Genomic DNA, 25,624 nt, shown 5'->3' with positions numbered 1-25,624 from the left:
CCCGCCGCCTGCTTACAGGCTCTGCACGAATTCCCGGATACCGCCCAGCAGCATTTCGATCGACATCGCCGTCAGGATCAGGCCCATCAGGCGCTCGAAGGCGGTCATGACTTGCGGGCCGAGTTTTTGCTGCAGCTTCTCGGCGCTCAGGAACACCGCCAGCCAGACCACGCCCACGGCAGCCAGCGCGGCGACGTGCACCATCGTGTCGGTGAAGCTGGTCGACGAGAACAGCAGCACGGTGGCCAGGGCCGACGGGCCGGCCAGCGCGGGAATCGCCAGCGGCACGATGAAGGGCTCGCCGCCTTCGCTCTTGCCCAGCACGCCGTCAGGGTGCGGGAAGATCATGCGGATCGCGATCATCAGCAGGATCACGGCGCCGCCGATGCGCAGCGCGACGGGGCTCAGGTGCAGCGCCTCGAGGAAGTGCTTGCCGAAGAACATGAACACCAGCAGCAGCAGGAAGGCGATGCCGCACTCGCGGATCACGATCTTGTTGCGGCGCTCGAGCGGCGTGTCTTTCATGGCGGCGGCGAACAGGGGGACGTTACCAAAGGGGTCGGTGACGAGGATGAGCAGGATGAAGGTCTGGAAGAAGCTTTGGGTCATGGCTTGTTATTGTTGGGATGCCAAAAGTTTTGGTGACGCAATATTATCAGTTCATGGAAGACCAATAAAAAAACAGGGAAAGGTTTTCACCCTCCCCTGTCTTGCGTCGATCGTGCCGATCGGATTACTTCTCGAATTTCTTCAGCCACGCCGCCAGCTGATGCGGACGCAGACCGTCGTACTCTTCGAACGGCTGGTGGATCCACGGATTGTGCGGCAGGTCGTCCAGGTAGTAATCAGGACGGATCGACGACGTGCCCTTGACCCAGATAACGGCCGACTTCACTTCGGTGACGTCCTTGTAGTTCTCGGTCAGGTGCTCGCTGACCTTGCGCAGGGTGACGCCCGAATCGGCCAGGTCGTCGACCAGCAGCACGCGGCCGGACAGCGGGCCCTTGGTCATGGTCATGTACTTCGAGATGTCCAGGTCGCCCTGCTTGGTGCCGGCTTCTTCGCGGTACGAGCTGGTCGACAGGATCGCCAGCGGCACGTCGAAGATGCGCGAGAACACGTCGCCGGGACGCACGCCGCCACGCGCCAGGCACAGCACCTGGTCGAACTTCCAGCCCGATTCATAGACCTGCAGCGCCAGGCGCTCGATCAGGCGGTGGTATTCATCCCAGGAGACCCACAGGTCCTTGTCGGTCGATACGGGGGTATTCATCTTCTACTCCAGATTCTTCTTGGTTTATGCTGCGAACGGGTGACGCAGGACGATGGTTTCTTCACGGTCCGGGCCAGTCGACACCATGTCGATCGGCACGCCCACCAGTTCTTCGATGCGCTTGATGTAGGCGCGGGCGTTGGCCGGCAGCTCTTCCATCGACTTGGCGCCGACGGTCGAGTCAAGCCAGCCCGGCATTTCTTCGTACACCGGCTCGCAGCGGGCGGCGTCTTCGGCGCCGACCGGGAAGATGTCGACCGCGCGGCCGTCGATTTTGTAACCGGTGCAGAGTTTGAGCGACTCGATGCCGTCCAGCACGTCCAGCTTGGTCAGGCACATGCCCGACACGCCGTTGATCTGGACCGAGCGGCGCAGCAGCGCGGCGTCGAACCAGCCGCAACGACGGGCGCGGCCGGTCACGGTGCCGAATTCATGGCCGACGCGCGACAGGTGCTCGCCCACGCCTTCTTCGGTCGACAGTTCGGCCGGGAACGGGCCCGAACCGACGCGGGTGGTATAGGCCTTGGTGATGCCCAGGATGTAGTGCAGCATGTTCGGGCCGACGCCGGCGCCGGCGGCGGCATTGCCCGCCACGCAGTTCGACGAGGTGACGAACGGATAGGTGCCGTGGTCGACGTCGAGCAGCGAACCCTGCGCGCCTTCGAACAGCAGCTTGCCGCCCTGCTTGTGGGCCGCGTACAGCAGCGACGAGACGTCGGCGACCATCGGACGCAGGCGCGGCACGAGGGCCATCGCGTCGTCGTAGGTCTGCTGGAAGTCGATCGCTTCGCCGCCCAGGTAGTTGACCAGCACGTGGTTGTGGTAGTCCAGGTTTTCCTTGAGCTTCTCGGCGAAACGCTCGGCGTTGAGCAGGTCGGCGATACGGATCGCGCGGCGCGCGACCTTGTCTTCGTAGGCCGGGCCGATGCCCTTGCAGGTGGTGCCGATCTTGTTCTCGCCGCGCTTGGCTTCGCGCGCCTTGTCGATGGCGACGTGGTACGGCAGGATGATCGGGCAAGCCTCGGAGATCTTCAGGCGCGACACCACTTCGATGCCGGCGGCCTGCAGCTTGTCGATCTCGCGCATCACGTCCGGCACCGAGACCACGACGCCGTTGCCGATGTAGCAGGCCACGCCTTCGCGCATGATGCCCGACGGGATCAGCTGCAGCGCGGTCTTCTGGCCCTTGATGACCAGGGTGTGACCAGCGTTATGGCCGCCCTGGAAACGCACCACGCCGGCGGCGTGGTCGGTGAGCCAGTCGACGATCTTACCTTTGCCTTCATCGCCCCACTGGGTGCCGATGACAACGACGTTCTTTGCCACGTTAGTATTTGACATCACTTAACCTAAGTTTTTGAGAATCCAATTTCCGTTTTCGAGGACGAGCACGCGGTCGCACTCGAACTCGTCCTGAATATTGTCGTGACCAGGCATGCTCTGGATCACGACTTCGCCTGCCTTGCGCAGGTCAGCGATTTTTTCCTTCAGCTCGGGGGCATTGCCCCACGGCGCGCGGATGGAATGCTTGCGTTCGGCCGTCGGCAGCAACCGGGCCAGTTCGCGCAGGTCGAGCGAGAAGCCGGTCGCCGGACGCGCGCGTCCGAAGGCCTCGCCCACATGATCATACCGGCCGCCACGGGCGACGGCGTTCGGCAGGCCCGGCACGTACAGCGCGAACATGGCGCCGCTTTCGTACTGGTAGCCGCGCAGGTCGGCCAGGTCGATCGCCACGTCGGCGCGGCCAATCGCGCCGGCAGCCAGCGCCGCCAGCTCGGCCAGCGCGCGCTGAATGCCCGGCAGCGCCGGCAGCTGTTCGCGCGCCTTGGCCAGCACCTCGACGTCGCCGTACAGGTGCGGCAGCGCCAGCAGCGCCTGGCGGGTCTGCGGATAGTAATTCTTCGAGATCTCGTCCAGGCCCGGCGCATCCTTGGCGCGCAGCAGGCAATAGATCTGGGTCTCGTCGCGCTTGGCGGCCGGATCTTCGTTCAGCAGCGCGCGCAGCACGCCGACGTGGGCCAGGTCCAGGCGCACATTGGTGAAGCCGGCCAGGGCCAGCGAGCCGAGGGCCAGTTCCTGGATCTCGGCGTCGGCTTCCAGGCCGGCATGGCCGTAGATCTCGGCGCCGATCTGCACCGGCTCGCGGGTGGCGTGCAGGCCCGATGGACGGGTATGCAGCACGCTGCCGGCGTAGCACAGGCGGGTGATCGATTCGCGGTTCAGCAGGTGGGCGTCGATGCGCGCCACCTGGGTCGTCATGTCGGCGCGCAGGCCGAGCAGGCGGCCCGAGAGCGGGTCGACGACCTTGAAGGTCTTGAGGTCGGTATCGTCAAAGGCGCCTGCCAGCAGCGACTCGGTGTATTCGAGCAGCGGCGGCATCACCAGCTCGTAACCGTAGAGCCGGAAGTTATCGAGCATCAGGCGGCGCAGCTCTTCGATCTTGCGCGCTTCGGACGGCAAGACATCGGCAATATTCTCAGGCAATAGCCAGTTCGGCATGGGCAACAGATGGGAGTTGGGATAATTAGCTGCGACCGGCAAGGGCGACGATGGGCGTGCCAGCGCATGGCGCGAACGCCGAATCGGTGATTTTACCCGAAAACAGCGCGGGTGAGGCATGGAATGCTGGTTCGACGGCTTGCCGGGTTAACAATCTGCCACGGCCGGGATGCCTATACAAGCTGGCAACTCCCATGAAAAACGGGCTCCCGTTTTGCGGGAGCCCGTCCTGGGCGATGCCTGGGGGATCGACTTAACGACCCGACGCCGCCGGCTGCTTCATGTACTTGAAGAACTCCGAGCTCGGATCCACCACCAGCACGTCGCTGCGGTCCTTGAAGCTGGCGCGGTAGGCTTCGAGCGAGCGGTAGTAGCGCGCGAACTCCGGGTTCTTGCCGAAGGCTTCGGCGTAGATGGCCGATGCTTTCGCGTCGCCGTCACCCTTGACCTTCTCTGCGTCGCGGAAGGCTTCGGCGATGATCACGGTGCGCTGGCGGTCGGCATCGGCGCGGATCTGCTCGGACTCGGCGGCGCCGGTCGAACGCAGCTCGTTGGCGACGCGGACGCGCTCGGCGCGCATGCGTTCGTACACCGAGTTGTTGATCTGCTCGATGTAATCCACACGCTTGAGGCGCACGTCGACGATGCCGACACCGATCTCCTTGGCCTCGGCCACGACCTTGGCCTGCACCGCCGCCATCACCGCGGCGCGCTCGCCGGAAATCACTTCGCGCACGGTGCGCTTGGTGATCTCGTCGTTCAGGGCAGCCTTGATGATCTGCGACATGCGGTCGCGGGCACGGCTTTCATCGCCGCCGAAGCTGACGTAGTACAGGCGCGGATCTTCGATACGCCATTTCATGAAGGCATCCACCAGGATGTTCTTCTTCTCGGCCGTGATGAAGCGGTCGGCGTCAGGCGTGTCGAGCGTCAGGATGCGCTTGTCCAGGTAGATCACGTTCTGGAACGGCGGCGGCAGCTTGAAGTGCAGGCCCGGTTGGGAAATCACTTCCTTCACCTGGCCGAGCGCGAACACGATCGCGAAGCGGCGCTGGTCGACGACGAAGATCGTGGACGACAGCAGCATCAGTGCGATGAAGCCCGCGACGAAAAGAGTTACGAGGCGGTTCATCAGCGGGTCTCCCTGTCACGTGAGGAATCGCGGCTGCGCTCGTCTCGCTGGCGCACCGCTTCCATGGCCTGGGTCACTTCGGCCGGCTGGCCGGTCTGCGGCAATTGCACCGGACCCGACTTGCTGCCGATCTGGGCATCGTTGGCTGCCTGCTGCTGCATCAGCTTGTCGAGCGGCAGGTACAGCATATTGTTGTTGGCGCGCGAGTCGATCATCACCTTGGTGGTGCTGGTGAAGATCTGCTGCATCGTATCGATGTACATGCGGTCGCGGGTCACGGCCGGGGCGCGCGCATAGGCGGCCACCACCTGGTCGAAACGGGCGGCGTTACCGGTCGCGTTCTCGACCACCATCGAGCGATACGCTTCGGCGTCCTGCTGCAGGCGGAAGGCCTGGCCGCGCGCAGCCGGAATGATCTGGTTCGCATACGCCTCGCCTTCGTTGCGGGCGCGGGCGCGGTCCTGGCCGGCGCGCACGGCGTCGTCGAAGGCGCTCTGCACCTGCTCCGGCGGCTGCACGCCCTGCATCGTCACGTTGGTGATCAGGGCGCCCAGCGCATAGCGGTCGCCGATCGCCTGCATCATCGCATGCACGTCGGCGGCGACCTTCTCGCGGCCTTCGTACAGGACGAAGTCCATCTTGTTGCGGCCGACCACTTCGCGGATCGCGGTCTCGGCGATCTGGCGCACGCTGTCGTCCTGGTCGCGGTTGTTGAACAGCCAGGCGACTGGGTCCTTCAACGTGTACTGCACCGCGAACTGGATGTCGATGATGTTCTCGTCATCGGTCAGCATCAAGGACTCTTGCGGCTGCTTGTTGCGCACATTGGCGCGGTAGCCGATCTCGGCAGTGCGGATCTGCGAGGTGTTGACGGTCTCGTGGGCCTGGAACGGATACGGCCAGCGCCAGTTGAAACCCGGCGTGGTCGTGTGGCTGTATTTACCAAAAGTGGTCACGACGCCGACCTGGCCCTCCTGCACGATGAAAGCGCCGCTGGCGAGCCAGATGAAGCCGACGATGATGGCGATCACGCCGGCGCCGATGCCGGCGCCGCGCATTTCGCCGCGCGGGCCGCCATTGTCGCCGCCGCCGTTATTGTTGCCGCGGCCGCCGAACATGCGATTCAGGCGCGCATTGAAATCGCGCCACATCTGGTCGAGGTCGGGAGGACCGTCACCGGGGCGGCGACCATCCTGGGCCTTGCGGTCGTCTTCGGGGTTGCGTCCCCAGCGTGGGTCGTTCAGCGACAGTTTGACGCCGAATCTTTTTAGTAGAGAAACAAGCATAGGCTAGTTGGGCCTGACATGGGTGGAAGTTGGCATATTGTCGGCAAGACCGCCGGGGTGCGCGTCCACCGACGCGTCGTCCTCAACGAGCCCGAAGGCTTCGTCCTGCTCTTCGTTTTCCGGGTCGCAGTACCCGCCTGCGCCGGGCGCGGAGCTGGCCGCCTCGGCGATTGCCGAACGCAGCAGATCCAGACCGGCGCCACTGTGGGCGCTGATGAAAACCCGGTTGATCTTATCATACTCATCACGCTCGACCCCAGGTTCCAGGCCGGCGGCATCGATCTTGTTCCACACTAAAATTTGCGGAACATGATCTGCGCCAATCTCGCGCAAGACTTCATTGACCTGTTCGACCTGTTCCATGCGCGTCGGGGAGGCGCTGTCGACCACGTGCAGCAGGAGGTCGGCATGGATGGTTTCTTCCAGCGTGGCGCGGAAGGCCGCCACCAGCTGGTGCGGCAATTCGCGCACGAAACCGACGGTGTCCGAGATCACGACGCTGCCCACCTCGTCGTTCAGGTACATGCGGCGGCTGGTGGTGTCGAGGGTCGCGAACAGCTGGTTCGCCACGTACACGCCGGCTTTCGTCAGCGTGTTGAACAGGGTCGACTTGCCGGCATTGGTATAACCGACGAGCGACACCGAGAAAGTCTTGTTGCGGCCGCGCTGGCGGCGCTGGGTCTCGTGCTGCTTGCGCAGTTTGCCCAGGCGCGCGCGCAGCATCTTGACCCGTTCGCCGATCAGGCGGCGGTCGGTCTCGAGCTGGGTTTCACCCGGACCGCGCAGGCCGATACCGCCTTTTTGACGTTCCAGGTGGGTCCAGCCGCGGATCAGGCGCGTGGCCAGGTGCTGCAGTTGAGCCAGCTCAACCTGCAGCTTGCCCTCGTGGCTCTTGGCGCGCTGGGCGAAGATGTCGAGGATCAGGCTGGTGCGGTCGATCACGCGCAACTGGAGGCGACGTTCCAGGTTGCGCTGCTGGGCAGGAGAGAGAGCGTGATTGAAGATGACGATCTCGGCGCCAAGTGCCTTGGCGTCGAGGGCAATTTCGTCGGCCTTGCCGCTGCCGACGAAATGCGCGGGGTCCGGGCTGCTGCGCTTCGCCGTGATCGTGGTGATCGGATCGGCGCCGGCGGAGCGCGCAAGCAGTGACAGCTCGTCGAGACTGGCGGCAAAGTCGCCAGTCCCGAAGTCGATGCCGACCAGCGCTGCGCGCAGGGTTGGAGTGCCGGGGGCGTCAGCCATCGGCCTTACTCGGCTTCGTTGGAGTCGAGGTTAAGGTTGACGGCACGTGCCGGCACGACGGTGGAAATGGCATGCTTGTAGACCATCTGAGTCACGGTGTTGCGAAGCAAGACGACGTATTGGTCGAAGGATTCGATATGACCCTGGAGCTTGATACCGTTGACGAGGTAGATGGAGACAGGGACGTGTTCCTTGCGCAAGGCGTTGAGGAATGGGTCTTGTAACAGTTGCCCTTTGTTGCTCATAACAGCTCCGTAATGTTGTTGTAGTTAAAAGTTTGAGGCGATTTGCCGGTTTTCAAGTAGCTAGAGCCATATTCTGCGTGAGCGAATGCAGCCCTAAGCCTACTGTAACCTGTTTTGCGGGTTTTTGTCGTACTGCTAAGGTTAAAAGCCGCTTAATCGTTCTCGTCGATCAGTCCTTGGCAAACGGATTTTTGCCGCTGCGCAGCTCGATTCGCAGGGGGGTGCCGACCAGGTTGAACGTGTCACGGAAGTGCTTTTCCAGATAGCGCTTATAGGGTTCCGTGATCCCCTCCAGAGCATTACCGTGGATGACGATGATCGGCGGATTCTGTCCGCCCTGGTGGGCATAGCGCATCTTCGGACGCGAGGTGCCCTTGCGCTTCGGCTCCTGCTTCTCGACCGCCTCTTGCAGCGCGCGCGTCAGGCGCGGCGTCGACAGGTTGGCGGTGGCGGCGGCGTAGGCCGATTCCACCGACTTGAGCAGCTGGCTGATGCCGGTGCCGCGCAGCGCCGAGACGAAATGGGTCTTGGCGAAGCCCAGGAAGTCCAGCTTGCGGTCGAGGTCGTTCTTGACCTGGTCGCGCTGGTCGGTCTGCAGGCCGTCCCACTTGTTGACGGCCACCACCAGCGCCCTGCCCGACTCCAGGATGAAGCCGGCGATGTGGGCATCCTGCTCCGAGATGTCTTGCTGGGCGTCGAGCAGCAGGATGACGACGTTGGCATCCGAGATCGACTGCATGGTCTTGACCACCGAGAACTTTTCGATGGCTTCGAAAATCTTGCCGCGGCGACGGATACCGGCGGTGTCGATCAGCGTGTACTTCTTGCCGTCGCGCTCGAACGGCACTTCGATCGCATCGCGGGTGGTGCCCGGCATGTCGAAGGCGATCACGCGCTGCTCGCCGACCAGGGTGTTGATCAGGGTCGACTTGCCCACGTTCGGACGGCCGACAATGGCGATCTTGAAGCCGTGGTCGGCCGGTTCCAGCTCTTCCGGTTCGTCCGGGCGCTGGGCGAAGGCGATGTCGAGCGCCTCGTTGACCAGGTCGTGCACGCCGTCGCCGTGGGCGGCGGAGATCACGTAGGGGTCGCCCATGCCGAGTTCATAGAAGTCGGCGGTGACCGAGGTGTACTTCATGCCTTCCGACTTGTTCACCACCAGCATGACCTTGCGGCCGCTCTTGCGCAGGTAGTCGGTGATCGTCTTGTCATGCGGGGTCAGGCCCTGGCGGCCGTCCACGATGAACACAACCACGTCGGCCTCGGCCACGGCCTGGCGCGTCTGCAGCGCCATTTCATGCATGATGCCTTCTTTGGCGACCGGCTCGAAACCGCCCGTGTCGATGACCAGGAATGGCCGTTCGCCAATCCGGCCTTCGCCATAGTGGCGGTCGCGCGTCAGGCCAGGGAGGTCGGCCACCAGCGCGTCACGCGAACGGGTCAGGCGGTTAAATAAGGTCGATTTCCCGACGTTGGGACGACCTACGAGTGCGATTACCGGCTTCATGTTTTATTCTATTCGACCGCGATGGCGGTCACAGTTCCATTTTGTGTTTGAAAAATCAGGTTCGTGCCGGCCACCAGCGGCGTGCCCATGATCGGGCTGCCATCGGTCGCTGCGCGCGCCAGGAAAGATCCGTCCTCGCGCGACAGGAAGTGCACATAGCCTTCGAAGTCGCCGACCGCGACGGCGCGGCCATACGACAGCGGTGTCGACAGGCGGCGGAAGGCCAGCTTGTCGTTCTTCCAGCTGGAAGAACCGGTGTCGCGGGTGAAGGCATGCAGGGCGCCCTTGTCGTCCGGTGCGAACACGTACAACTGGTCGACGGCGACGCCGGCGCTGGAGGACAGGTCGCGGGTCCACTTGGCCGAACCGGTGACCAGGTCGAAGCAGCCTACGCGGCCCTGGTAGGACACGGCGCACACCTCGTTTTCGAACAGCACCGGCGCCCCGCCGATATCGGTCACGCGCTCCAGTTCGGTGGCGCCGCGCGCGACGCCCACTTCGACGTCCCAGCGCGGCGCGCCGGTGGCCAGGATCATCGACGACAGCTTGCCGCCCGGCTGGGCCACGATGACGTCGCCGCCGGCCACGATCATGCCCGGCGCATTGCGCAGGGTGAGCGGCGGCGCGACTTTTTGCACGGTCCACTTCGTCTTGCCGTTGGCGGCATCGATGCCGACGATGCGGTTGTCGATCGAGCGCGCCACGACGACGCCCTGCGACACCACCGGCGCCGACAGGATCTCGCTCGACAGCTGGGTGTTCCACAGTTTCTTGCCATCCATGTCGAAGGCCAGCAGCTGACCTTTCTCGCCGCCGACCACGATCAGGTTGCCGTCGGTGCCGACGCCGGCCGACAGTTCGGTGTCGGCCTTGATGCGCCACAGCTGCTTGCCGCTCTCGGCTTCGACGCGCGCGATGGCGCCGTCGCCGCCGGCCACGACCACGGTGTTGCCGGTCAGCGCGGGCGAGAAGGTGTAGCCGCGCGCCTTGCCGATATCAAGTTTCCATGCGGTACGCACGGCCATGCTGCCTTTCAGCTCGACCAGCTTGGCCGGCTGGTCGCCCTTCTTTTCCGACGCGAATGGATTAAGCGAATTGAGGGTCGAGCAACCCGTCATCAGGGCCAGTACGCCGACACCAACAAGCTTGCTGCAAATACGCATTTTGTTCTACCTTGTTCCTGGACTATAGAGGACGCAAGGCCCGCGCCGCCGTCAGGCGTGCGCGGGCCCTCTCATGGGGGAGGTTTACGCGGCTGCCTTTTTCTCGGCAGCTTTTTCTTGTTCCGATTTCTTGTCGGCCGGCACAGTGCCGCCGATCGCTTCCAGCTTGATCTGCACCAGCTGGCGGCCAGGCGCATTCGGATCCATGGCGGCGATCGCCGCGACATAGGCCGCGCGCGCTTCGTTCAGCTTGTTCTGCGCGACCAGCACGTCGCCCTTGCGGTCGTTCACTTCCGAGGTGAACTGCGGCAGGAACTTGCCGTTCAAGACCTTCAGCGCTTCGTCGAACGCCTTCTCGTCCAGCAGCACGCCTGCCAGGCGCAGGCTGGCGATCGACTTGTACTCGTCGTTGCCGTGCTCGGCCGCCCACTGCAGGTGCGCCTTGGCGCTCTTGAGGTCGTTCGCTTCGAAGGCGGTCTTGGCCGCGGCCAGGGCCGCCATCGGCGCGTAGGCCGACGATTCGTACTTGGCGCGGATGTCGCCCGCGACGCGCTGCACCTTGGCATTGTCGTTCGCCAGCAGCGAGGTCTGCAGCTCGTCATACAGCGCCGACGCCTCGACCGACTTGTTGCGCTGGTGGGTTTTCCAGTAGTTCCAGCCGGCGTAGGAGCCGAGCGCGAGAATCAGGACCCAGATGATGATATTGCCGTACTGCGACCAGAACGCCTTGAAGGAATCAAGCTGTTCCTGTTCCTGGTGATCGTATGCCATGTGCGTATTCTTGTAGTGAGTGGTTCGAAAATGTGGCCAGTGCCGGGATCAATGCCGGTGCACGTGGTCGTGGTCGTGGTCGCAGTCGGGGCCGTGTACATGTCCACCGACGATCTGGTCGACCAGATAGTCGACCACTTCCTCGAACGGCACGCTGGCCTGCTGCTGTTCGCCAATCTCGCCGCGCATCGTTTTCACTTGCGCGGCATTGTTCGCGATCTCGTCCTGGCCGATGATGACGGCAAAGGCGGCGCCGCTGCCATCGGCCTTCTTCATCTGGCTCTTGAAGCTGCCCGCACCCGTTGGCGTTGCGCAATGTAACACAACATCCAGGCCGGCATCCCGAATCCGCTCGGCCAGGATGAAGGACTGCAGCTGCGCCTCTTCACCCTGGTGGACCATGTAGACGTCGCACACGTTCGGCTCGGCCGGTTCGCCCAGTCCTTTCATGAGCTCGATGATGCGTTCCATGCCCATCGCGAAACCGACCGCCGGGGTCGGCTTGCCGCCGAAGGTCTCGATCAGCGGATCGTAGCGGCCGCCGGCGCAGATCGTGCCCTGGGCGCCCAGCTCGTCGGTGACCCACTCGAACACCGTGCGGTTATAGTAATCCAGGCCGCGCACCAGGCGCGGGTTGACGGTGTACTGCACCGCGTTCTTGTCCAGCAGCGCCTTGACGCCGTTAAAGTGGGCCAGCGATTCCTCGCCCAGGTAGTCCAGCAGGCGCGGGGCGGCGTTGACCATCTCCTGCATCGCCGGGTTCTTGGTGTCCAGGATGCGCAGCGGATTGCTGTGCAGGCGGCGCTTGGCTTCGGCGTCGAGGATGTCTTCGTGTTTTTCCAGGTAGGCGATCAGGTCGGCGCGGTGGCGGTTGCGCTCCTCGGCATTGCCGATCGAGTTCAGTTCCAGACGCACGTTCTGCAGGCCCAGGTCATCCCACAGGCGGCGCGACATCATGATCATCTCGGCGTCGATGTCCGGGCCCGAGAAGCCGATCGCTTCGGCGCCGAACTGGAAGAACTGGCGGTAGCGGCCGCGCTGCGGACGCTCGTGGCGGAACATCGGACCCTTGTACCACAGGCGGCGCGGGCCGTCGTAGACCAGGTTGTGCTCGAGCACGGCGCGCACGACGCTGGCCGTGCCTTCCGGACGCAGGGTCAGCTGGTCGCCGTTCATCGCGTCTTCGAAGGAATACATTTCCTTCTCGACGATGTCGGTGACGGCGCCGATGGCGCGCGAGAACAGGCCGGTCTGCTCGACGATCGGCGTCACGATCTTCTGGTAGCCGTAGCTTTTGAGGATCGTCTCGGTGGTGTTCTCGAACAGCTCCCACAGCGGCGCATCTTGCGGCAGGATGTCGTTCATGCCTTTGATGGCGACGATTTTTTCTGGTTTGGACATGGTTTTCTTTCTCAATTCTTGGCGCTGCTCGTTGGCGCGGGTCAGCCAGCTCTCCCAGCCCCAGGCTTACGCCCGGGTCGCTGCGCCGGCGAGCGGCATGTCGCTCGCAACCCCGGCTCGCCCGTAATTCTTCTTCACATAATCGAGCACGATGGTCTTGAATTCATCGACGATGCGCTCACCGCGCAGCGTCGCGAATTTCTGGCCGTCGACGAACACCGGCGCGGCCGGCGATTCGCCGGTGCCGGGCAGGCTGATGCCGATGTTCGCGTGCTTCGATTCGCCCGGACCGTTGACGATGCAGCCCATCACGGCCACGTTCATCGCCTCCACGCCCGGATACGTTTTCTTCCATTCCGGCATCTGCTCGCGCAGGAAACTCTGGATGTTGTCGGCGAGTTCCTGGAACACGGTCGAGGTCGTACGGCCGCAGCCCGGGCAGGCGATCACCATCGGGGTGAACTTGCGCAGGCCCATCGTCTGCAGGATTTCCTGGCCGACCACCACCTCGCGGGTGCGGTCGCCGCCCGGTTCCGGCGTGAGCGAGATGCGGATGGTGTCGCCGATGCCCTCTTGCAGCAGCACCGACAGCGCCGCGGTCGAGGCGACGATGCCCTTGCTGCCCATGCCGGCCTCGGTCAGACCCAGGTGCAGCGGATAGTCGCAGCGGCGCGCCAGTTCGCGGTAGACCGCGATCAGGTCCTGCACGCCCGACACCTTGCACGACAGGATGATCTTGTCGCGCGCCAGGCCGACTTCTTCGGCGCGCACGGCGTTCTCGATCGCCGACGTGATCAGGGCTTCGTACATCACCGCCTGGGCGCTCCATGGATTGGCGCGCGCGGCGTTCTCGTCCATGATGCGGGCCAGCAGCGACTGGTCCAGACTGCCCCAGTTGACGCCGATGCGGACCGGCTTGTCGTATTTGGCGGCGATCTCGATCATCTGGGCGAACTGGGTGTCGCGCTTGGCGCCCTGCCCCACATTGCCCGGATTGATGCGGTATTTCGACAGCGCCTGCGCGCATTCGGGATAGTCGCGCAGCAGCAGGTGGCCGTTGTAGTGGAAGTCGCCGACCAGCGGCACGTCGACTTCCATGCGGTCGAGCTGTTCGCGGATCGCCGGCACGGCCGCAGCCGCGGCCGGGGTATCGACCGTGATGCGCACGATCTCGGAACCGGCGCGCGCCAGGTCCTTGATCTGGATCGCGGTGCCGATCGCGTCGGCGGTATCGGTATTGGTCATCGACTGCACCACCACCGGGGCGTCGCCGCCCACCCACACGGTGCGGGCGCCATGCGAGACGGCCACCTTGCGGCTGGCGCGGCGCGCCAGCGGGCCCGAGGGAATGGCTGCGGCCGGCGTAGGCTCTGGGGTGCGGGTTTCGTTCAACGAATTCATTTGGTCTATTCCAGCTTCAGCTTATTTCAGCGCCACGCGCGCGATGGTGCGGCCCGGCTGCTGCGGCAGCGCGACTTCGGCGCCGCGCAGGGTCGCGGTCACGCCGCCCGGCGCGCCGACCACCAGGGTCGCGGGGCCGGCCAGCTCGATCGACTCGGTGCTGCCGCCCTTGACCAGGCGCGAGATCAGCGGACGGCCGCCGGCGCTCGGGCGCACTTCGATCCAGGAATCCTCGCGCACGTTCAGCACCAGGGTATTGGCGCCGGCGACCGGCGCCACGGCGGTGACCGGCGCGGCGGCGGTCGAGACAGTAGGAGCCAGGTTTGCGCCAGGCGCGGCGGCGGTCGGCGTTCCCGCTGCGGGTGCGGTGGCCGGCGGCGGCACGGCCGGCACCGGTGCGGTCGGCGTCGCCGGTGCGGCGCCCGGCGCCGATCCCGGCGCTGCAGCCGGCGCTGCACTTTCTCCGGCCGGCGCCGGCACCGAGATCAGCGGCACCGACGGATTGATCAGGCCTGGGGAGGCGCCAGTCGCAGGCGCCGTGCCCGGCGCAACGACGCCGGCGGCAGGATTCTCGAGCACCGTGGCGTCGCCCGCCTGGTCATCGCGCTGCAGGTTCGGAATCAGGTCGAACTGCCAGGCCGCGAGGGCGGCGCCGGCCACCACCACGGCGGCGGCGATCCAGCCCAGCGGCAGGCGGTTGCGTTTGCCGCCCATGGGAAAGCGGGTCTCGGAGAACGTGGCCGGACGCTGTTCGCGGCGTACGGCGCCGGCATTGATGGGAGCGCCGGCCTGGGCTTCCGGCGGCATGTTCAGTTCGATCATCGACACCAGCGGCGCGGCGTCGATCTTGAGCAGCTTGGCATAGGCGCGCACGAAGCCGCGAGTCACGGCCGGGCTAGGCAGCGCGGCGTAATCGCCCGCTTCCAGCGCCACCACCTGGCGCGGGGCCAGCTTGAGCTGGTCCGCCACCTGTTCCACACTCCAGCCCATCGCTTCGCGCTGGGATTGCAGGGTCTTGCCAGGGATGCCGGGCTGGTTGCCCGGCGTAGCCGGCTGATCTGCTTGCTCGTTCATTGTCCTCGTCCTTGTCCGTGTGAGCTTCTAGTTGAGCTTGTTTTTGGGCTTACTCGTCGAAAGCGCCGCGCTCGAACGCCGCGTATTCGGGCGAACCGGGGAAACGCCGCCGCAGCTGGGCCGCAAGCGTCGCCTCGTGGGTCCGGTCGCCCAGCTTGCGCTGTACGCGCAGCGCGAGCCAGAGCGCATCGGCCGGCAGAGTCTCGATGCTTGCCGTCTCGATCAGGCGATTCACGAAAAAACCGGCGCGCTGCATGTCGCGCCGCTCGTAGTACACCCGCGCCAGGCCGGCATTCACGGCCGGCAGCGACGGGTTCAAGCGCAGGGCCTCGAGCAGGTAGCGCTCGGCCCCGTCGATATTCCCGTTCTTGATGCTGCACGCACCCGCATTGATCAGCGCGGAAAGCGGCGTCTGATAGGCGGGATTCTTGAGCGCGGCATCGAAATAACGCAAGGCCTCGACTGGCTTGTTCACCGACTGGCACAGGAAGGTGCCGTAGTTGTTCGCGAATTCGGGATTACCCGGTTCGAGTTGCAACGCGTGGCGATGGTTCTCGTCGGCCAGCGGGAACTGCCCCATCGAGGTATAGATCAGGGCCCGCAGGCCGTAGGCGTCGGCGTAGTTCGGATCGGCCGCCAGCGCCTGCTTGACTTCGTCGAGGGCGATCTCGTGCTTGCCCTCCTGGTAGTAGCCGACCGCCAGCTGCACCCGGATCGAGGCGCGCTTTTCCAGCGCGGTCTGGTCCGAGGCGGTCCTGAGTTCGCCGTCGCGCGCGGTCGCCGCGCCGCCCGACCCCGTGCCGGCGCAACCGGCCAGCACAGCGAGGGACAGGGTCGATGCGAATGCGAGCCAGCCGGCGGCGAATTTCATCAGGTCGGGATCTCCACGATACGGCCGAAATCGGCGCCGAACTTCTTCTGGTATTCGGCCATCTTTTCCATGCGCTCGGCCACCCGGGTGCGGTCCTTGACCTCGCCCGCCAGCTGGCCGCAGGCGGCGTCGATGTCGTCGCCGCGCGTCTTGCGCACGGTGGTCACGATGCCGGCGTTCATCAGCACTTCGGCGAAGGCCTTGATGCGCGGATTCTTGGAGCGGAACAGGCCCGACTCGGGGAACGGATTGAACGGGATCAGGTTGAACTTGCAGTTCACGCCGACCACCGGATCGTTCACCAGCGCGATCAGTTCGCGCGCGTGCTCGTCGCTGTCGTTGAAACCGTCGAGCATGCAGTACTCGAAGGTGATGAAGTCGCGCGGCGCGAATTCGAGATAGCGCTTGCAGGCGGCCATCAGCTCGCGCAGCGGATATTTTTTATTCAGCGGCACCAGGATGTCGCGCAGCGCATCGTTCGAGGCGTGCAGCGACACGGCCATGGCTACCGGCACGTCTTGCGACAGCTTGTCGATATTCGGCACCACGCCCGAGGTCGACAGGGTCACGCGGCGGCGCGACAGGCCATAGGCGTTATCGTCGAGCATCATCTTGAGCGCGGTGACGGTCGGCTCGTAGTTCAGCAGCGGCTCGCCCATGCCCATCATCACCACGTTGGTGATCTGGCGCTCGCCTTTCGGGCCGGGCTCGATGCCCTTGGTACGGCGCAGCTCGAACTCGGCCATCCACAGCTGGCCGATGATCTCGGCGACCGTCAGGTTGCGGTTGAAGCCCTGCTTGCCGGTCGAGCAGAAACGGCAGTTGACGGCACAGCCCGCTTGCGTGGAGATGCACAGCGTGCCGCGGTTTTCTTCCGGGATGAACACGGTCTCGACCGCGTTGCCGTTACCGACGTCGACCAGCCACTTGCGGGTGCCGTCGCTGGCCGTCTTGTCGCTCACGATGGCCGGCGCACGCACTTCGGCGCGCGTCTTGAGCTTTTCGCGCAGCGACTTGGCCAGGTCGGTCATGCTGTCAAAGTCGCTTGCTCCGAACTGGTGTATCCAGCGTTGCAATTGCTTGGCGCGGAACGGTTTCTCACCCAAGTCGGCGCAGTAGGCGACGAGTTGCGCGGGATCAAAGTCCAGCAGATTGGTGAGAGTTGTCATGGTGTATTCCTATATTCCGAACCTGCTCGCATCGCCCCGCGGGCGCAGGCGAGCAGGTTACTCATTTAAATTAGTCCGGGGGAATCGATCCGGGGAACGCCCGGACTGCGCTCCCCCTTACTAATTAACGCGAGTAGACGTTCAGCGCCGGGAAGTAGTAAGCGATTTCCACAGCGGCGGTTTCGGCAGCGTCCGAACCGTGAACGGCGTTGGCGTCGATCGAGTCGGCGAAGTCGGCGCGGATGGTGCCGGCGTCGGCTTTCTTCGGATCGGTAGCGCCCATCAGGTCGCGGTTTTTCAGGATCGCGCCTTCGCCTTCCAGCACCTGGATCATCACCGGACCCGAGATCATGAAGTCGACCAGGTCCTTGAAGAACGGACGCGCAGCGTGCACTGCGTAGAAGCCTTCGGCTTCAGCGCGCGACAGTTGCACCATGCGGGCAGCCACGATCTTCAGGCCGGCTTCTTCGAAACGGCTGTAGATTTTGCCGATCACGTTTTTTGCAACTGCGTCAGGCTTGATGATGGACAGGGTGCGTTCGATTGCCATGAGAAAAACTCCAATAAAAGTAAGGTTTTGAACTGAGAAATTCGTTTGAACTTTAGGACTCAATCAACCTTTAATTTTACCATACCTGCCCCAGATATCCGATATTGCGGTAGCGGCAAGCATGGTGTTACAGTGGCGGCAAAAGTCCGTCCAATGATCCTTTCTTCATCTTCCGTTAAGAATGATGCGATATGATCAAGATGACGGACCTTGCGTAACACGCGCACGTACCATTTATTTAACCGGAGGCACTATATGTACCCTAGTACCCAACAGCAAAGTACCATCGACCTGAGCAAAGGTGGTCAGGCCACGCGTAACAAAGTGTTACGCAACACGTATTGGCTGCTGGCGCTGTCGATGATCCCGACCGTGCTTGGCGCGGTCGCCGGCATGTCCCTGGGCATCGCCTTCACCGGCATCATGGGTTTCGTGATCTTCCTCGCGGTCGCCTTCGGCTTCATGTGGGCCATCGAGAAGAACAAGGATTCCGGCCTGGGCGTCGCCCTGCTGCTCGGTTTCACCTTCTTCATGGGCATGATGCTGGCCCCGCTGCTGACCCACACGCTCAATTACTCGAACGGCGCCAGCCTGATCATGACCGCCTTCGGCGGCACCGCCGTCGTGTTCGCCGTGATGGCCAGCATCGCCACCACCACCAAGCGCGACTTCTCGGGCATGGGCAGCTGGCTGATGGCCGGCGTCGTCGTCCTGCTGCTGGCGGTCGTCGCCAACATCTTCCTGCAGATGTCGGTGCTGTCGATCGTGATCTCGGTCCTGGCGATCGGTATCTTCTCGGCCTTCATCCTGTATGACGTGCACCGCATCGTCAACGGCGGCGAGACCAACTACGTCACCGCCACCCTGTCGATCTACCTGAACGTGTTCAACATCTTCAGCAGCCTGCTGCGCCTGCTGGGCATCGTGGGCGGCGACGACTGATCGATCGCTGCTTCTCGACAAGAAACCGGCCTGCGGGCCGGTTTTTTCATGGGCGCGTCAAACGCAGCAGGCTGGCGTCGACACCATCCGTAAGGACATAGATCGCGCCGTCCGGGCCGGACTTGACGTCGCGCATGCGCTGATTCAGTTCTGCCAGCAGCGTCTGCTGGCCGACGATCCTGCCGCCATCGCGTACGACGCGGTGCAGGGCGCGGCCGCGCAGTGCCGGCACCAGCAGGTCGCCACGCCAATCGGGGAACCCGTCGCCGCGGTAGACCGCCAGTCCGGCCGGTGCGATCGACGGCGTCCATTCCAGCAGCGGCGCTTCGAAGCCGGCCAGGCGGCTGAATGGCGTCACGCGGCCGAACGGATAATCGATGCCGGCCGTGACGAGCGGCCAGCCAAAGTTCTTGCCTGCCACGATGCGGTTGATCTCGTCGCCGCCGCGCGCGCCGTGCTCGGTAAGCAGCAGCTCGCCCGTGACCGGATCGACGGCGATGCCCTGCGGGTTGCGGTGGCCGAGGCTGTAGACCTCGGGCGCGGCGCCGGGACGCTTGACGAAGGGATTGTCGGGCGGCGCCTTGCCGTCGCGGTCGAGCCGGACGACGGTGCCGAGGTGGTTGGCGACGTTCTGCGCCTCTTCGCGGCGCCAGTTGCCGTCGCCGACCGTCAGCACCAGCGTCTCGTCTAGCAGGAAAGCGATGCGGCCGCCGTTATTGCCGGCGCGCGGCTTCGGCGTGGAGCTGAACAGCACGCGGACGTCCTCCAGCCGGTCATTCTCCAGCCTGGCGCGCACCAGGCGCGTGCCATTGGCGCCCTCCTCGCCATGGCCCATCGTCAGGTACAGCAAGCCATTGCGCGCGAATGCGGGGTCGATCGCGACGTCCATCAGGCCGATGGTGCCGCCGCGCTGGAACACGGGCGGCAGGCCGCCGCTGGCGATCGGCGTCTTCGCGCCATCCGTGCCGATGACCAGCAGGCGCCCTGCCATCTCGGTGACGAGCAGGCGACCATCCGGCAGGAAGGCCAGCGCCCATGGCCGATCGAGTCCCTTCGCCACGGTCTCGATCCGGTACGTGGCGGGATCGACCGCATCGAGCTTGTCGGCCGCGCCGGGAGAGGTGATGAGGAAAAGCGCCGCCGGAGCCAGGACCATCAGCGCCGCCGCCAGCACCTGGCGCCGTGACTGTTCAGCTTGTCGCGACGGCGAGGTCATGCGGGCATAGACCAGGCCGCCGGCAATCCCGCTCATGGCCATCAGCGCGTGCTCGATCCCACCGCGGGTCGCGGCGATCGCCGGCATGGGAATGACGTTGAGCATCAGCCAGAATGCCGCCCACAGGCCGGCGACGGCGGCCGCGGCGAACAGCGGCGCGCGGCGCGCCGGCCCGGCCGCGCGTCCGATCGCGTGCGCGGCCAGCATGGCGGGCAGCAGCGCCGCGAAGGAGATCCCGATCATCACCGGGCCGAAGCCCGCCAGGTCTTGCAGCGTGGTCCAGGCCCGCAGCGACGGCGGAATCGACGCGCCGAGCGCGGTGAGTTCGCCGAGATTGACCTGGGTTTGCACCAGGCTGGCGACCATCCCGGTCGCGACGGCGGCAGCCAGCAGGGCTGCCGCGTGGCGACCGGGCTTCTTCACTCAGGCCGCCGCGTCCGAGGCCGGCACGTCGGCTGGCACATAGGCGGCGCCATCGGATGCCGGCACGGGCTTGGCGCCCAGCTCGAACACGCCGATCGACTCGACGTGGGAGGTGTGCGGGAACATGTTCACCACGCCTGCCTTCTTCATCACATAGCCCGCCTTGTGCACCAGGATGCCGGCATCGCGCGCCAGCGTCGACGGGCTGCAGGAGACGTAGACGATGCGCTGTGGCATCAGGTCTTCGTGGGTCTGGCGCAGTTCGGCCAGCGCCAGCGCCAGCACCATGGCGCCGTCGCGCGGCGGGTCGATCAGCATGCGATCGAACTTGCCCAGCGCCACCAGGTCGTCCCTGGTGACTTCGAACAGGTTGCGGGTCGAGAACGAAGTCTTCCCGGCCAGTCCGTTCGCCTTCGCATTGTCCAGCGCGCGCGTGGTAAGCGCCGTGCTGCCCTCGATGCCGACCACCTCGCGCGCCTGGGTTGCCAGCGGCAGGGTGAAATTGCCCAGGCCGCAGAACAGGTCCGCCACGCGGTCGTCTTTCTGCACTTCCAGCAGGCGCAGGGCCTTCGACACCAGCACGCGGTTGATGTGGTGGTTCACCTGGGTGAAGTCGGTCGGCTTGAACGGCATGCGGATGCCGAACTCGGGCAGCGTGTAGTACAGCTCCTTGCCCAAGGGGTAGAACGGATAGGCGGTGTCCGGACCCTTCGGCTGCAGCCACCACTGGATGCCCCACTGGTCGGCGAAGGCTTTCACCAGGGTCTCGTCGGCAGCGGAGAGCGGCGCCATGATGCGCAGCACCAGTACCGTCGTCTCTTCGCCGATCGCCACCTCGATCTGCGGCATCTGGTTGTAGATCGACAGGCCGCCGACCAGCTCGCGCAGCGGCACCAGCAAGCGCGCGACGTGGTCCGGCAGGATCTCGCAGGTGGTGATGTCGGCCACGTAGGACGAGGCGCGCTCGTGGAAGCCCACCAGGACGCCACCTTTCTTCGCCACGTGGCGCACCGACAGGCGCGCGCGGTAGCGATAGTCCCAGGTCGGGCCATACATCGGGCGCATGATCATCTCGGCCTTCACTTTGCCGAGGTGCCACAGGTTATCTTCCAGCACGCGGCCCTTCATGGCCACCTGCGCGCCCGGCTCCAGGTGCTGCATCGAGCAGCCGCCGCAGTAGCCGAAATGCTGGCACTTCGGCTCGACCCGCATCGACGAGGCGCGCTGCAGGGTGAACATGCGGCCCGCTTCCCAATTCTTTTTCTTGCGCGTCGTCTCGAAGCTGACGCGTTCGCCCGGCAGCGCGCCTTCGACGAAGATCACCTTGCCTGGCGAGCCGTCCTCGTTCTCGAGGTGGCCCACGCCGCGGCCGTCCATGTCGAGGGATTTGATGTCGATGAAGATTTCTTGCATGGTGATGAGAAAGTGGGGTGAAGGCAGGGAGCTGGCCCTGGCCGGCGGCGCATGCTTCAACGGCCGCGCAAAAAGAAAAAATGGCCGAAACGGCCCGGCGGGCATGATAGCAAGGAATCGAAGTGGACGCTACCGGCGGGATTGTCGTTACAACAAGGAGTCGCGCACCACGCCGCGCGCCGCCATCGCGCGCTTGAGCTTGACCAGCGCTTCCTGCTGGATCTGGCGTACCCGCTCGCGCGTCACGCCCATCTCTTCGGCCAGGGTTTCCAGGGTGGCCGGATCGTCGTTGTCGAGGCCGAAACGGCGGGTGACGACCAGGCGCTGCTTGTCGGGCAGCCGGGTCAGCCAGTCGCGCACCAGCAGCGCTACCTCCTGCTGCTCGGCGTGAGCGTCGGGGCTGCCGTCGCCGTCGTCGGGCAGCATGTCCATCAGGCTCGATTGCGGATCATTGTCGAGCGGCGCATCGAGCGAGGTCGCGTGCTCGGACAAGGTCAGTATGTCCTGCACTTCCTCCACCGGACGGCCGACCAGGCTGGCGATGTCCTCGCTCGAGGCTTCCTTGCCGTCGTGCTTCTGGGCCTCGAGGTGGTATTTGGCGCGTAGCACGCCGTTGAGCTCGCGCACCATGTGCACCGGCAGGCGTACGGTGCGGGCCTGGTTCATGATGGCGCGCTCGATGCTCTGGCGGATCCACCAGGTGGCATAGGTCGAGAAGCGAAAGCCGCGCTCGGGCTCGAACTTGTCGATGGCGCGCATCAGGCCGATATTGCCCTCTTCGATCAGGTCGAGCAGGACCACCCCGCGGTTGATGTAGTGCTTGGCGATCGAGACGACCAGGCGCAGGTTATGCTCGATCATCTTCTGGCGCGCGCCGAAGTCGCCGGCCTTGGCCTGGGTGGCGTAGTGGACTTCCTCGCCGGCCGTGAGGAGCGGCCTGGCGCCGATCTGGTTCAGGTAGTGCTGGGTGGTATCGGTTGCGAGCTCGGCCTGCAAGACCTTGCGCAGCTCGTCGACCGTGTCGGCGCTGGCGTGGCGCGCGATGCCTTCCTCGGCCGCCGCGCCGTCTGCACGGTCGATATCGTCATCAGCATGCACGCGCTCGCTTTCCGGCTCATCCGGAAACTCGTCCCTATCGTCCTGGTCCAGCGAGTGCGGCGGCTGCGTCATACCGTTCCTAACGAACGGGCAAGAACCTCGTCGGGTCGACCGGCTTGCCCTGCTGACGAATCTCGAAGTGCAACTTGACCGCATCGGCATCGGAGTCGCCCATCTCGGCGATCACCTGGCCACGGCTGACGTTGTCGCCCTCCTTGACCACGATCTTGCGGTTGTGGGCATAGGCGGACAACAGGCTGTTGCTGTGCTTGACGATGACGAGATTACCATAACCGCGGATGCCGCTGCCAGCATACATTACCTTGCCCGAACCGGCGGCGACGACTGGCTGGCCCATCTTGCCGGCGATGTCGATGCCCTTGTTGCGGCCATCGTCGAAGGTGGCGATGACGCGCCCTTCCGACGGCCACATCCAGCTCAGGCGTGCTTCGTCGCCGGCAGCCGGGACGGCGGGTGCCGCGGGCGTGGCAGGCTGCGTGGTGGCCGGCGGCGTGGTGGTGGCCACCTTGCCTTCGTTGTAAGGGGTCTTGTCGGCGCGCGGCTCGGTCTTGCGCGGCACGCTGGCCGACGGCGGCATCGGCACCGGCTGGGTCTGGACATTGGCGGTCCGTTCGCCACCCGGCTGGCTCACGCGCAGCACTTGGCCGACCTTGATGTCGTCCGGATTGGCCAGGTTGTTCCAGGCCACCAGGTCGCGGTAGTTTTCACCGAAATCGAGCGCGATGCGCAGCAGGGTGTCGCCCTTGCGCACGGTGTACATGCCGCGCTCGTCCTGTTTCGGCGTTTCTTCGACCTTGGTCGGGGCTGGACGGACCGGGGCAGCGGTAACGGGGCGCTCGACGACCGGCGCCTGGCGGGTAGTGGTGGAACAACCGGCCACGAGGCCGATGAGGATCGTCAGGAGGGCTAAACGCGGTGCTTGTGTCATTGGCATTCTATTGTCTTATCGGCGTACGGCGGGCCTGGCGGCCCCTCTTGGGTTTCTAGATGGTGCCCGGGCGCAGCGGCACGAAGTGGCACGCTTCCAGCGTTTCGCTGGTCCACTCGGATTTGCCGGTGCGGGTAATACGGTGCAGGTGCTGCACCTGGGCGCCGACCGGCGCCACGAGATGCGCGCCGATGGCCAGCTGCTCGAGCAGGGCCCGGGGCACCTCGAGTCCGGCAGCGGCGAGGATGATGCCATCGAAAGGCGCGACCTGCGGCAAGCCTAGCATACCATCCCCATACTGCAAACGCAGGTTCGATATCCGCAGCGGTCGCAGATTGGTCTTGGCGAGCTCGTGCAAAGGCTTGATGCGCTCGATCGAATACACGTCCTTGGCGACGAAGGACAGCACCGCGGCCTGGTAGCCGCAGCCGGTGCCGATCTCGAGCACTTTGCCCAGCGCGCCGCCGGCACGCATGGCTTCGATCATGCGGGCGACGATATAGGGCTGCGAAATCGTCTGGTTATGGCCGATCGGCAGCGAGGCGTCGACATACGCCTGGCCCGACATGGCCGGTTCGATGAACAGGTGGCGCGGCACGATTTCCATCGCCATCAATACCTGCGGGTCGCTCACGCCCTGGCGCGCCACGCGGCCCACCATTGCGCGGCGCACCGCCTCGGTCGCCGCCAGGTCGGAACGCTGGGCTGCCGGGGCGCTGCCGGCCACCTGCACATAGCTGGGCGTGCGTGGCGCCGGGCTCGGGGACGGCGGCGTCCTGGCGCCGGTATAGGTGGTGGCGTTGCGGGTGGCGGTCTGCGGCGTCTGCACCGGCGCCGGGGTGCCGGGCTTGCGCACGCCGCTCGTCACCGACGACAGCGGCAGGGGGAAATTCGGGCGCGCATCCTTCATGCCAGGCCTCCCGCCAGCAGCGCCAGCTGGGTCTTGTGGGTCAGGTCGATCTGCAGCGGCGTGATCGACACGCGGCCTTGCGCGGTCGCGTGGAAGTCGGTGCCCTCGCCCGCATCGCGGCAGGCGCCGGGGGCGCCGATCCAGAAGATCTCGCGGCCGCGCGGATCCTGCGCGCGGATCACCGGCTCGGCCTGGTGCCGGCGTCCGAGGCGGGTCGGCGTCAGCGGGCCGATGTCCTCGTACGGCAGGTTCGGGATGTTCACGTTCAGCAGGAAAGGCTTGGGCAGCATGTCGAAGCCGCCGGCGGCGAAACGCTCGACGATGTCGCGCGCCACGCGGGCGGCCGAATCGACATGGGCCCAGCCGCCATGCACCTGCGAGAAGGCGATTGCCGGCAGGCCGAACAGGAAAGCTTCGGTGGCGGCGGCGACGGTGCCCGAATACAGGGTGTCGTCGCCCATATTCTGGCCGTTATTGATGCCGGAAACCACCAGATCGGGCGGCGCATCGGACATGCCGGTCAGTGCGATGTGCACGCAATCGGTCGGCGTGCCATTGGTGAAATAGAAGCCGTTGGACGATTTGAAGACCGACAGCGGCCGGTCCAGGGTCAGCGAATTCGAGGCGCCCGAGCGATTGCTGTCGGGTGCGACGACGACGATGTCGGCGATCGGCGCGAGCGCGTCCGCCAGCGCCTGCAGTCCAGGCGCCAGATAACCGTCATCGTTACTGATCAAGATTCGCATGGCGGAGATTTTACCTGAAGCAACGCCCGTATCGACGCCCGGCAGCAGAAATTCACGCCCGGATTTCATAATCCGGGACGCTCGATGGAACGTCTGATAACAGTGCGGCGACCATGCGACAGTTTACTGGACAGGCTGACAAGCGCGACCGCAATCGGCCAATGCCGTCCTGGCAAGTTGATTGTCACGAGATCAAGTCGCGGCGCCGCACGGTTGGTGGCGGTCCACTGCCGCCAGGTTGGCAGGCTGGCGGATTGGAGGCCAGCGATCCGGCGTGAGCATACGGGCGCCGGCATACGGGCGCCGGCATACGGGCGCCGGCGTACGAGCGCCGGCGTACGAG

The 25,624-nt window shown here is 65.0% G+C and carries 24 protein-coding genes; 1 reads left to right on the top strand and 23 read right to left on the bottom strand.

The genetic code is table 11. The features are described from left to right. Positions 1-12 precede the first annotated feature (12 nt). From DIR46_RS21020 to ndk, 17 genes are all read right to left on the bottom strand, one after another. Positions 13-609, bottom strand: a complete 597-nt coding sequence (locus DIR46_RS21020; RefSeq protein ID WP_109346979.1) for a MarC family protein — start codon at positions 607-609, stop codon at positions 13-15. A 124-nt stretch (positions 610-733) separates the two neighbouring features. After that, positions 734-1,273, bottom strand: coding sequence for a phosphoribosyltransferase (locus tag DIR46_RS21015; RefSeq protein WP_109346978.1), 540 nt, complete (start codon positions 1,271-1,273; stop codon positions 734-736). A gap of 24 nt (positions 1,274-1,297) precedes the next feature. Beyond that, positions 1,298-2,614, bottom strand: coding sequence for an adenylosuccinate synthase (locus DIR46_RS21010; RefSeq protein WP_109346977.1), 1,317 nt, complete (start codon positions 2,612-2,614; stop codon positions 1,298-1,300). Positions 2,615-2,617: 3 nt separating this feature from the next. Continuing rightward, positions 2,618-3,772 (bottom strand): ATP phosphoribosyltransferase regulatory subunit, encoded by a 1,155-nt coding sequence (locus DIR46_RS21005; protein WP_109346976.1) that lies wholly within the window; start codon positions 3,770-3,772, stop codon positions 2,618-2,620. Between the two features lie 253 nt (positions 3,773-4,025). After that, the gene (gene hflC / locus DIR46_RS21000) at positions 4,026-4,904 is read right to left on the bottom strand and encodes a protease modulator HflC (protein WP_109346975.1); all 879 of its coding nucleotides are present in this window, start codon (positions 4,902-4,904) and stop codon (positions 4,026-4,028) included. Further along, a complete protein-coding gene (gene hflK, locus DIR46_RS20995; RefSeq protein WP_109346974.1) occupies positions 4,904-6,190 on the bottom strand; it encodes an FtsH protease activity modulator HflK in 1,287 nt (428 codons plus the stop codon). The genes hflC and hflK overlap by 1 nt, the downstream gene beginning before the upstream one ends. A 3-nt stretch (positions 6,191-6,193) precedes the next feature. Next, on the bottom strand, positions 6,194-7,405 hold the full coding sequence (gene hflX, locus DIR46_RS20990; RefSeq protein WP_109348101.1) for a GTPase HflX: 1,212 nt from the start codon (positions 7,403-7,405) through the stop codon (positions 6,194-6,196). 32 nt (positions 7,406-7,437) lie between these two features. Further along, a complete protein-coding gene (gene hfq, locus DIR46_RS20985) occupies positions 7,438-7,677 on the bottom strand; it encodes an RNA chaperone Hfq (RefSeq protein WP_005666255.1) in 240 nt (79 codons plus the stop codon). Positions 7,678-7,846: 169 nt separating this feature from the next. Beyond that, positions 7,847-9,184 (bottom strand): ribosome biogenesis GTPase Der, encoded by a 1,338-nt coding sequence (der, locus tag DIR46_RS20980; protein ID WP_005666254.1) that lies wholly within the window; start codon positions 9,182-9,184, stop codon positions 7,847-7,849. An 8-nt stretch (positions 9,185-9,192) separates the two neighbouring features. Then, entirely contained in the window at positions 9,193-10,347 is a 1,155-nt protein-coding gene (bamB, locus tag DIR46_RS20975) for an outer membrane protein assembly factor BamB (protein WP_109346973.1), read from the bottom strand. A gap of 84 nt (positions 10,348-10,431) precedes the next feature. Continuing rightward, positions 10,432-11,118 (bottom strand): YfgM family protein, encoded by a 687-nt coding sequence (locus tag DIR46_RS20970; RefSeq protein ID WP_109346972.1) that lies wholly within the window; start codon positions 11,116-11,118, stop codon positions 10,432-10,434. A gap of 48 nt (positions 11,119-11,166) precedes the next feature. After that, a complete protein-coding gene (gene hisS / locus DIR46_RS20965) occupies positions 11,167-12,519 on the bottom strand; it encodes a histidine--tRNA ligase (RefSeq protein ID WP_109346971.1) in 1,353 nt (450 codons plus the stop codon). A gap of 66 nt (positions 12,520-12,585) precedes the next feature. Beyond that, positions 12,586-13,920 (bottom strand): flavodoxin-dependent (E)-4-hydroxy-3-methylbut-2-enyl-diphosphate synthase, encoded by a 1,335-nt coding sequence (ispG, locus tag DIR46_RS20960; RefSeq protein ID WP_109346970.1) that lies wholly within the window; start codon positions 13,918-13,920, stop codon positions 12,586-12,588. Positions 13,921-13,941: 21 nt separating this feature from the next. Further along, entirely contained in the window at positions 13,942-14,994 is a 1,053-nt protein-coding gene (locus DIR46_RS20955) for a RodZ domain-containing protein (protein ID WP_109346969.1), read from the bottom strand. A 49-nt stretch (positions 14,995-15,043) separates the two neighbouring features. Then, positions 15,044-15,865 (bottom strand): type IV pilus biogenesis/stability protein PilW, encoded by an 822-nt coding sequence (pilW, locus tag DIR46_RS20950; protein WP_109346968.1) that lies wholly within the window; start codon positions 15,863-15,865, stop codon positions 15,044-15,046. Further along, complete coding sequence (gene rlmN, locus DIR46_RS20945; protein WP_109346967.1) at positions 15,865-17,034, bottom strand: dual-specificity RNA methyltransferase RlmN; 1,170 nt, start codon at positions 17,032-17,034, stop codon at positions 15,865-15,867. The genes pilW and rlmN overlap by 1 nt, the downstream gene beginning before the upstream one ends. Before the next feature lie 124 nt (positions 17,035-17,158). Continuing rightward, positions 17,159-17,584 (bottom strand): nucleoside-diphosphate kinase, encoded by a 426-nt coding sequence (ndk, locus tag DIR46_RS20940; RefSeq protein ID WP_005666240.1) that lies wholly within the window; start codon positions 17,582-17,584, stop codon positions 17,159-17,161. A gap of 255 nt (positions 17,585-17,839) precedes the next feature. Between ndk and DIR46_RS20935 the strand changes: the two genes are divergently transcribed. Beyond that, entirely contained in the window at positions 17,840-18,526 is a 687-nt protein-coding gene (locus tag DIR46_RS20935; RefSeq protein ID WP_109346966.1) for a Bax inhibitor-1/YccA family protein, read from the top strand. Between the two features lie 46 nt (positions 18,527-18,572). Here DIR46_RS20935 and DIR46_RS20930 read toward each other — a convergent pair whose 3' ends face one another. The 6 genes from DIR46_RS20930 to surE form a co-directional block, all read right to left on the bottom strand. After that, a complete protein-coding gene (locus DIR46_RS20930; RefSeq protein WP_229446342.1) occupies positions 18,573-20,165 on the bottom strand; it encodes a PQQ-dependent sugar dehydrogenase in 1,593 nt (530 codons plus the stop codon). Further along, positions 20,166-21,578 (bottom strand): 23S rRNA (uracil(1939)-C(5))-methyltransferase RlmD, encoded by a 1,413-nt coding sequence (gene rlmD, locus DIR46_RS20925; RefSeq protein ID WP_109346965.1) that lies wholly within the window; start codon positions 21,576-21,578, stop codon positions 20,166-20,168. It lies immediately after the preceding gene. A 147-nt stretch (positions 21,579-21,725) separates the two neighbouring features. Continuing rightward, complete coding sequence (gene rpoS / locus DIR46_RS20920; RefSeq protein WP_109346964.1) at positions 21,726-22,748, bottom strand: RNA polymerase sigma factor RpoS; 1,023 nt, start codon at positions 22,746-22,748, stop codon at positions 21,726-21,728. A gap of 7 nt (positions 22,749-22,755) precedes the next feature. Next, positions 22,756-23,625 carry a peptidoglycan DD-metalloendopeptidase family protein gene (locus tag DIR46_RS20915; protein ID WP_109346963.1) on the bottom strand — a complete coding sequence of 290 codons (870 nt, stop codon included), beginning with the start codon at positions 23,623-23,625 and terminating at the stop codon, positions 22,756-22,758. A 55-nt stretch (positions 23,626-23,680) separates the two neighbouring features. Then, positions 23,681-24,535 (bottom strand): protein-L-isoaspartate(D-aspartate) O-methyltransferase, encoded by an 855-nt coding sequence (locus DIR46_RS20910; protein WP_109346962.1) that lies wholly within the window; start codon positions 24,533-24,535, stop codon positions 23,681-23,683. Continuing rightward, positions 24,532-25,281, bottom strand: coding sequence for a 5'/3'-nucleotidase SurE (surE, locus tag DIR46_RS20905; protein ID WP_109346961.1), 750 nt, complete (start codon positions 25,279-25,281; stop codon positions 24,532-24,534). The genes DIR46_RS20910 and surE overlap by 4 nt, the downstream gene beginning before the upstream one ends. Positions 25,282-25,624 lie beyond the last annotated feature (343 nt).

Origin of the sequence: Massilia oculi (assembly GCF_003143515.1) — a bacterium.
GTDB lineage: Bacteria > Pseudomonadota > Gammaproteobacteria > Burkholderiales > Burkholderiaceae_D > Telluria > Telluria oculi.
Note: the sequence above shows the minus strand (reverse complement) of the source record. Positions and strands in the feature narration are given on the sequence as shown.

Coding starts and splice junctions, on each gene's coding strand:
- DIR46_RS20915 (WP_109346963.1), bottom strand. CDS start 23,625: ATGACACAAGCACCGCGTTTAGCCCTCCTGACGATCCTCATCGGCCTC.
- hisS (WP_109346971.1), bottom strand. CDS start 12,519: ATGTCCAAACCAGAAAAAATCGTCGCCATCAAAGGCATGAACGACATC.
- hflK (WP_109346974.1), bottom strand. CDS start 6,190: ATGCTTGTTTCTCTACTAAAAAGATTCGGCGTCAAACTGTCGCTGAAC.
- DIR46_RS21020 (WP_109346979.1), bottom strand. CDS start 609: ATGACCCAAAGCTTCTTCCAGACCTTCATCCTGCTCATCCTCGTCACC.
- DIR46_RS21015 (WP_109346978.1), bottom strand. CDS start 1,273: ATGAATACCCCCGTATCGACCGACAAGGACCTGTGGGTCTCCTGGGAT.
- rlmN (WP_109346967.1), bottom strand. CDS start 17,034: ATGACAACTCTCACCAATCTGCTGGACTTTGATCCCGCGCAACTCGTC.
- der (WP_005666254.1), bottom strand. CDS start 9,184: ATGAAGCCGGTAATCGCACTCGTAGGTCGTCCCAACGTCGGGAAATCG.
- ispG (WP_109346970.1), bottom strand. CDS start 13,920: ATGAATTCGTTGAACGAAACCCGCACCCCAGAGCCTACGCCGGCCGCA.
- DIR46_RS20970 (WP_109346972.1), bottom strand. CDS start 11,118: ATGGCATACGATCACCAGGAACAGGAACAGCTTGATTCCTTCAAGGCG.
- DIR46_RS20955 (WP_109346969.1), bottom strand. CDS start 14,994: ATGAACGAGCAAGCAGATCAGCCGGCTACGCCGGGCAACCAGCCCGGC.
- DIR46_RS21010 (WP_109346977.1), bottom strand. CDS start 2,614: ATGTCAAATACTAACGTGGCAAAGAACGTCGTTGTCATCGGCACCCAG.
- hfq (WP_005666255.1), bottom strand. CDS start 7,677: ATGAGCAACAAAGGGCAACTGTTACAAGACCCATTCCTCAACGCCTTG.
- surE (WP_109346961.1), bottom strand. CDS start 25,281: ATGCGAATCTTGATCAGTAACGATGACGGTTATCTGGCGCCTGGACTG.
- hflC (WP_109346975.1), bottom strand. CDS start 4,904: ATGAACCGCCTCGTAACTCTTTTCGTCGCGGGCTTCATCGCACTGATG.
- ndk (WP_005666240.1), bottom strand. CDS start 17,584: ATGGCAATCGAACGCACCCTGTCCATCATCAAGCCTGACGCAGTTGCA.
- DIR46_RS20935 (WP_109346966.1), top strand. CDS start 17,840: ATGTACCCTAGTACCCAACAGCAAAGTACCATCGACCTGAGCAAAGGT.
- pilW (WP_109346968.1), bottom strand. CDS start 15,865: ATGAAATTCGCCGCCGGCTGGCTCGCATTCGCATCGACCCTGTCCCTC.
- rpoS (WP_109346964.1), bottom strand. CDS start 22,748: ATGACGCAGCCGCCGCACTCGCTGGACCAGGACGATAGGGACGAGTTT.
- bamB (WP_109346973.1), bottom strand. CDS start 10,347: ATGCGTATTTGCAGCAAGCTTGTTGGTGTCGGCGTACTGGCCCTGATG.
- DIR46_RS20910 (WP_109346962.1), bottom strand. CDS start 24,535: ATGAAGGATGCGCGCCCGAATTTCCCCCTGCCGCTGTCGTCGGTGACG.
- DIR46_RS21005 (WP_109346976.1), bottom strand. CDS start 3,772: ATGCCGAACTGGCTATTGCCTGAGAATATTGCCGATGTCTTGCCGTCC.
- rlmD (WP_109346965.1), bottom strand. CDS start 21,578: ATGCAAGAAATCTTCATCGACATCAAATCCCTCGACATGGACGGCCGC.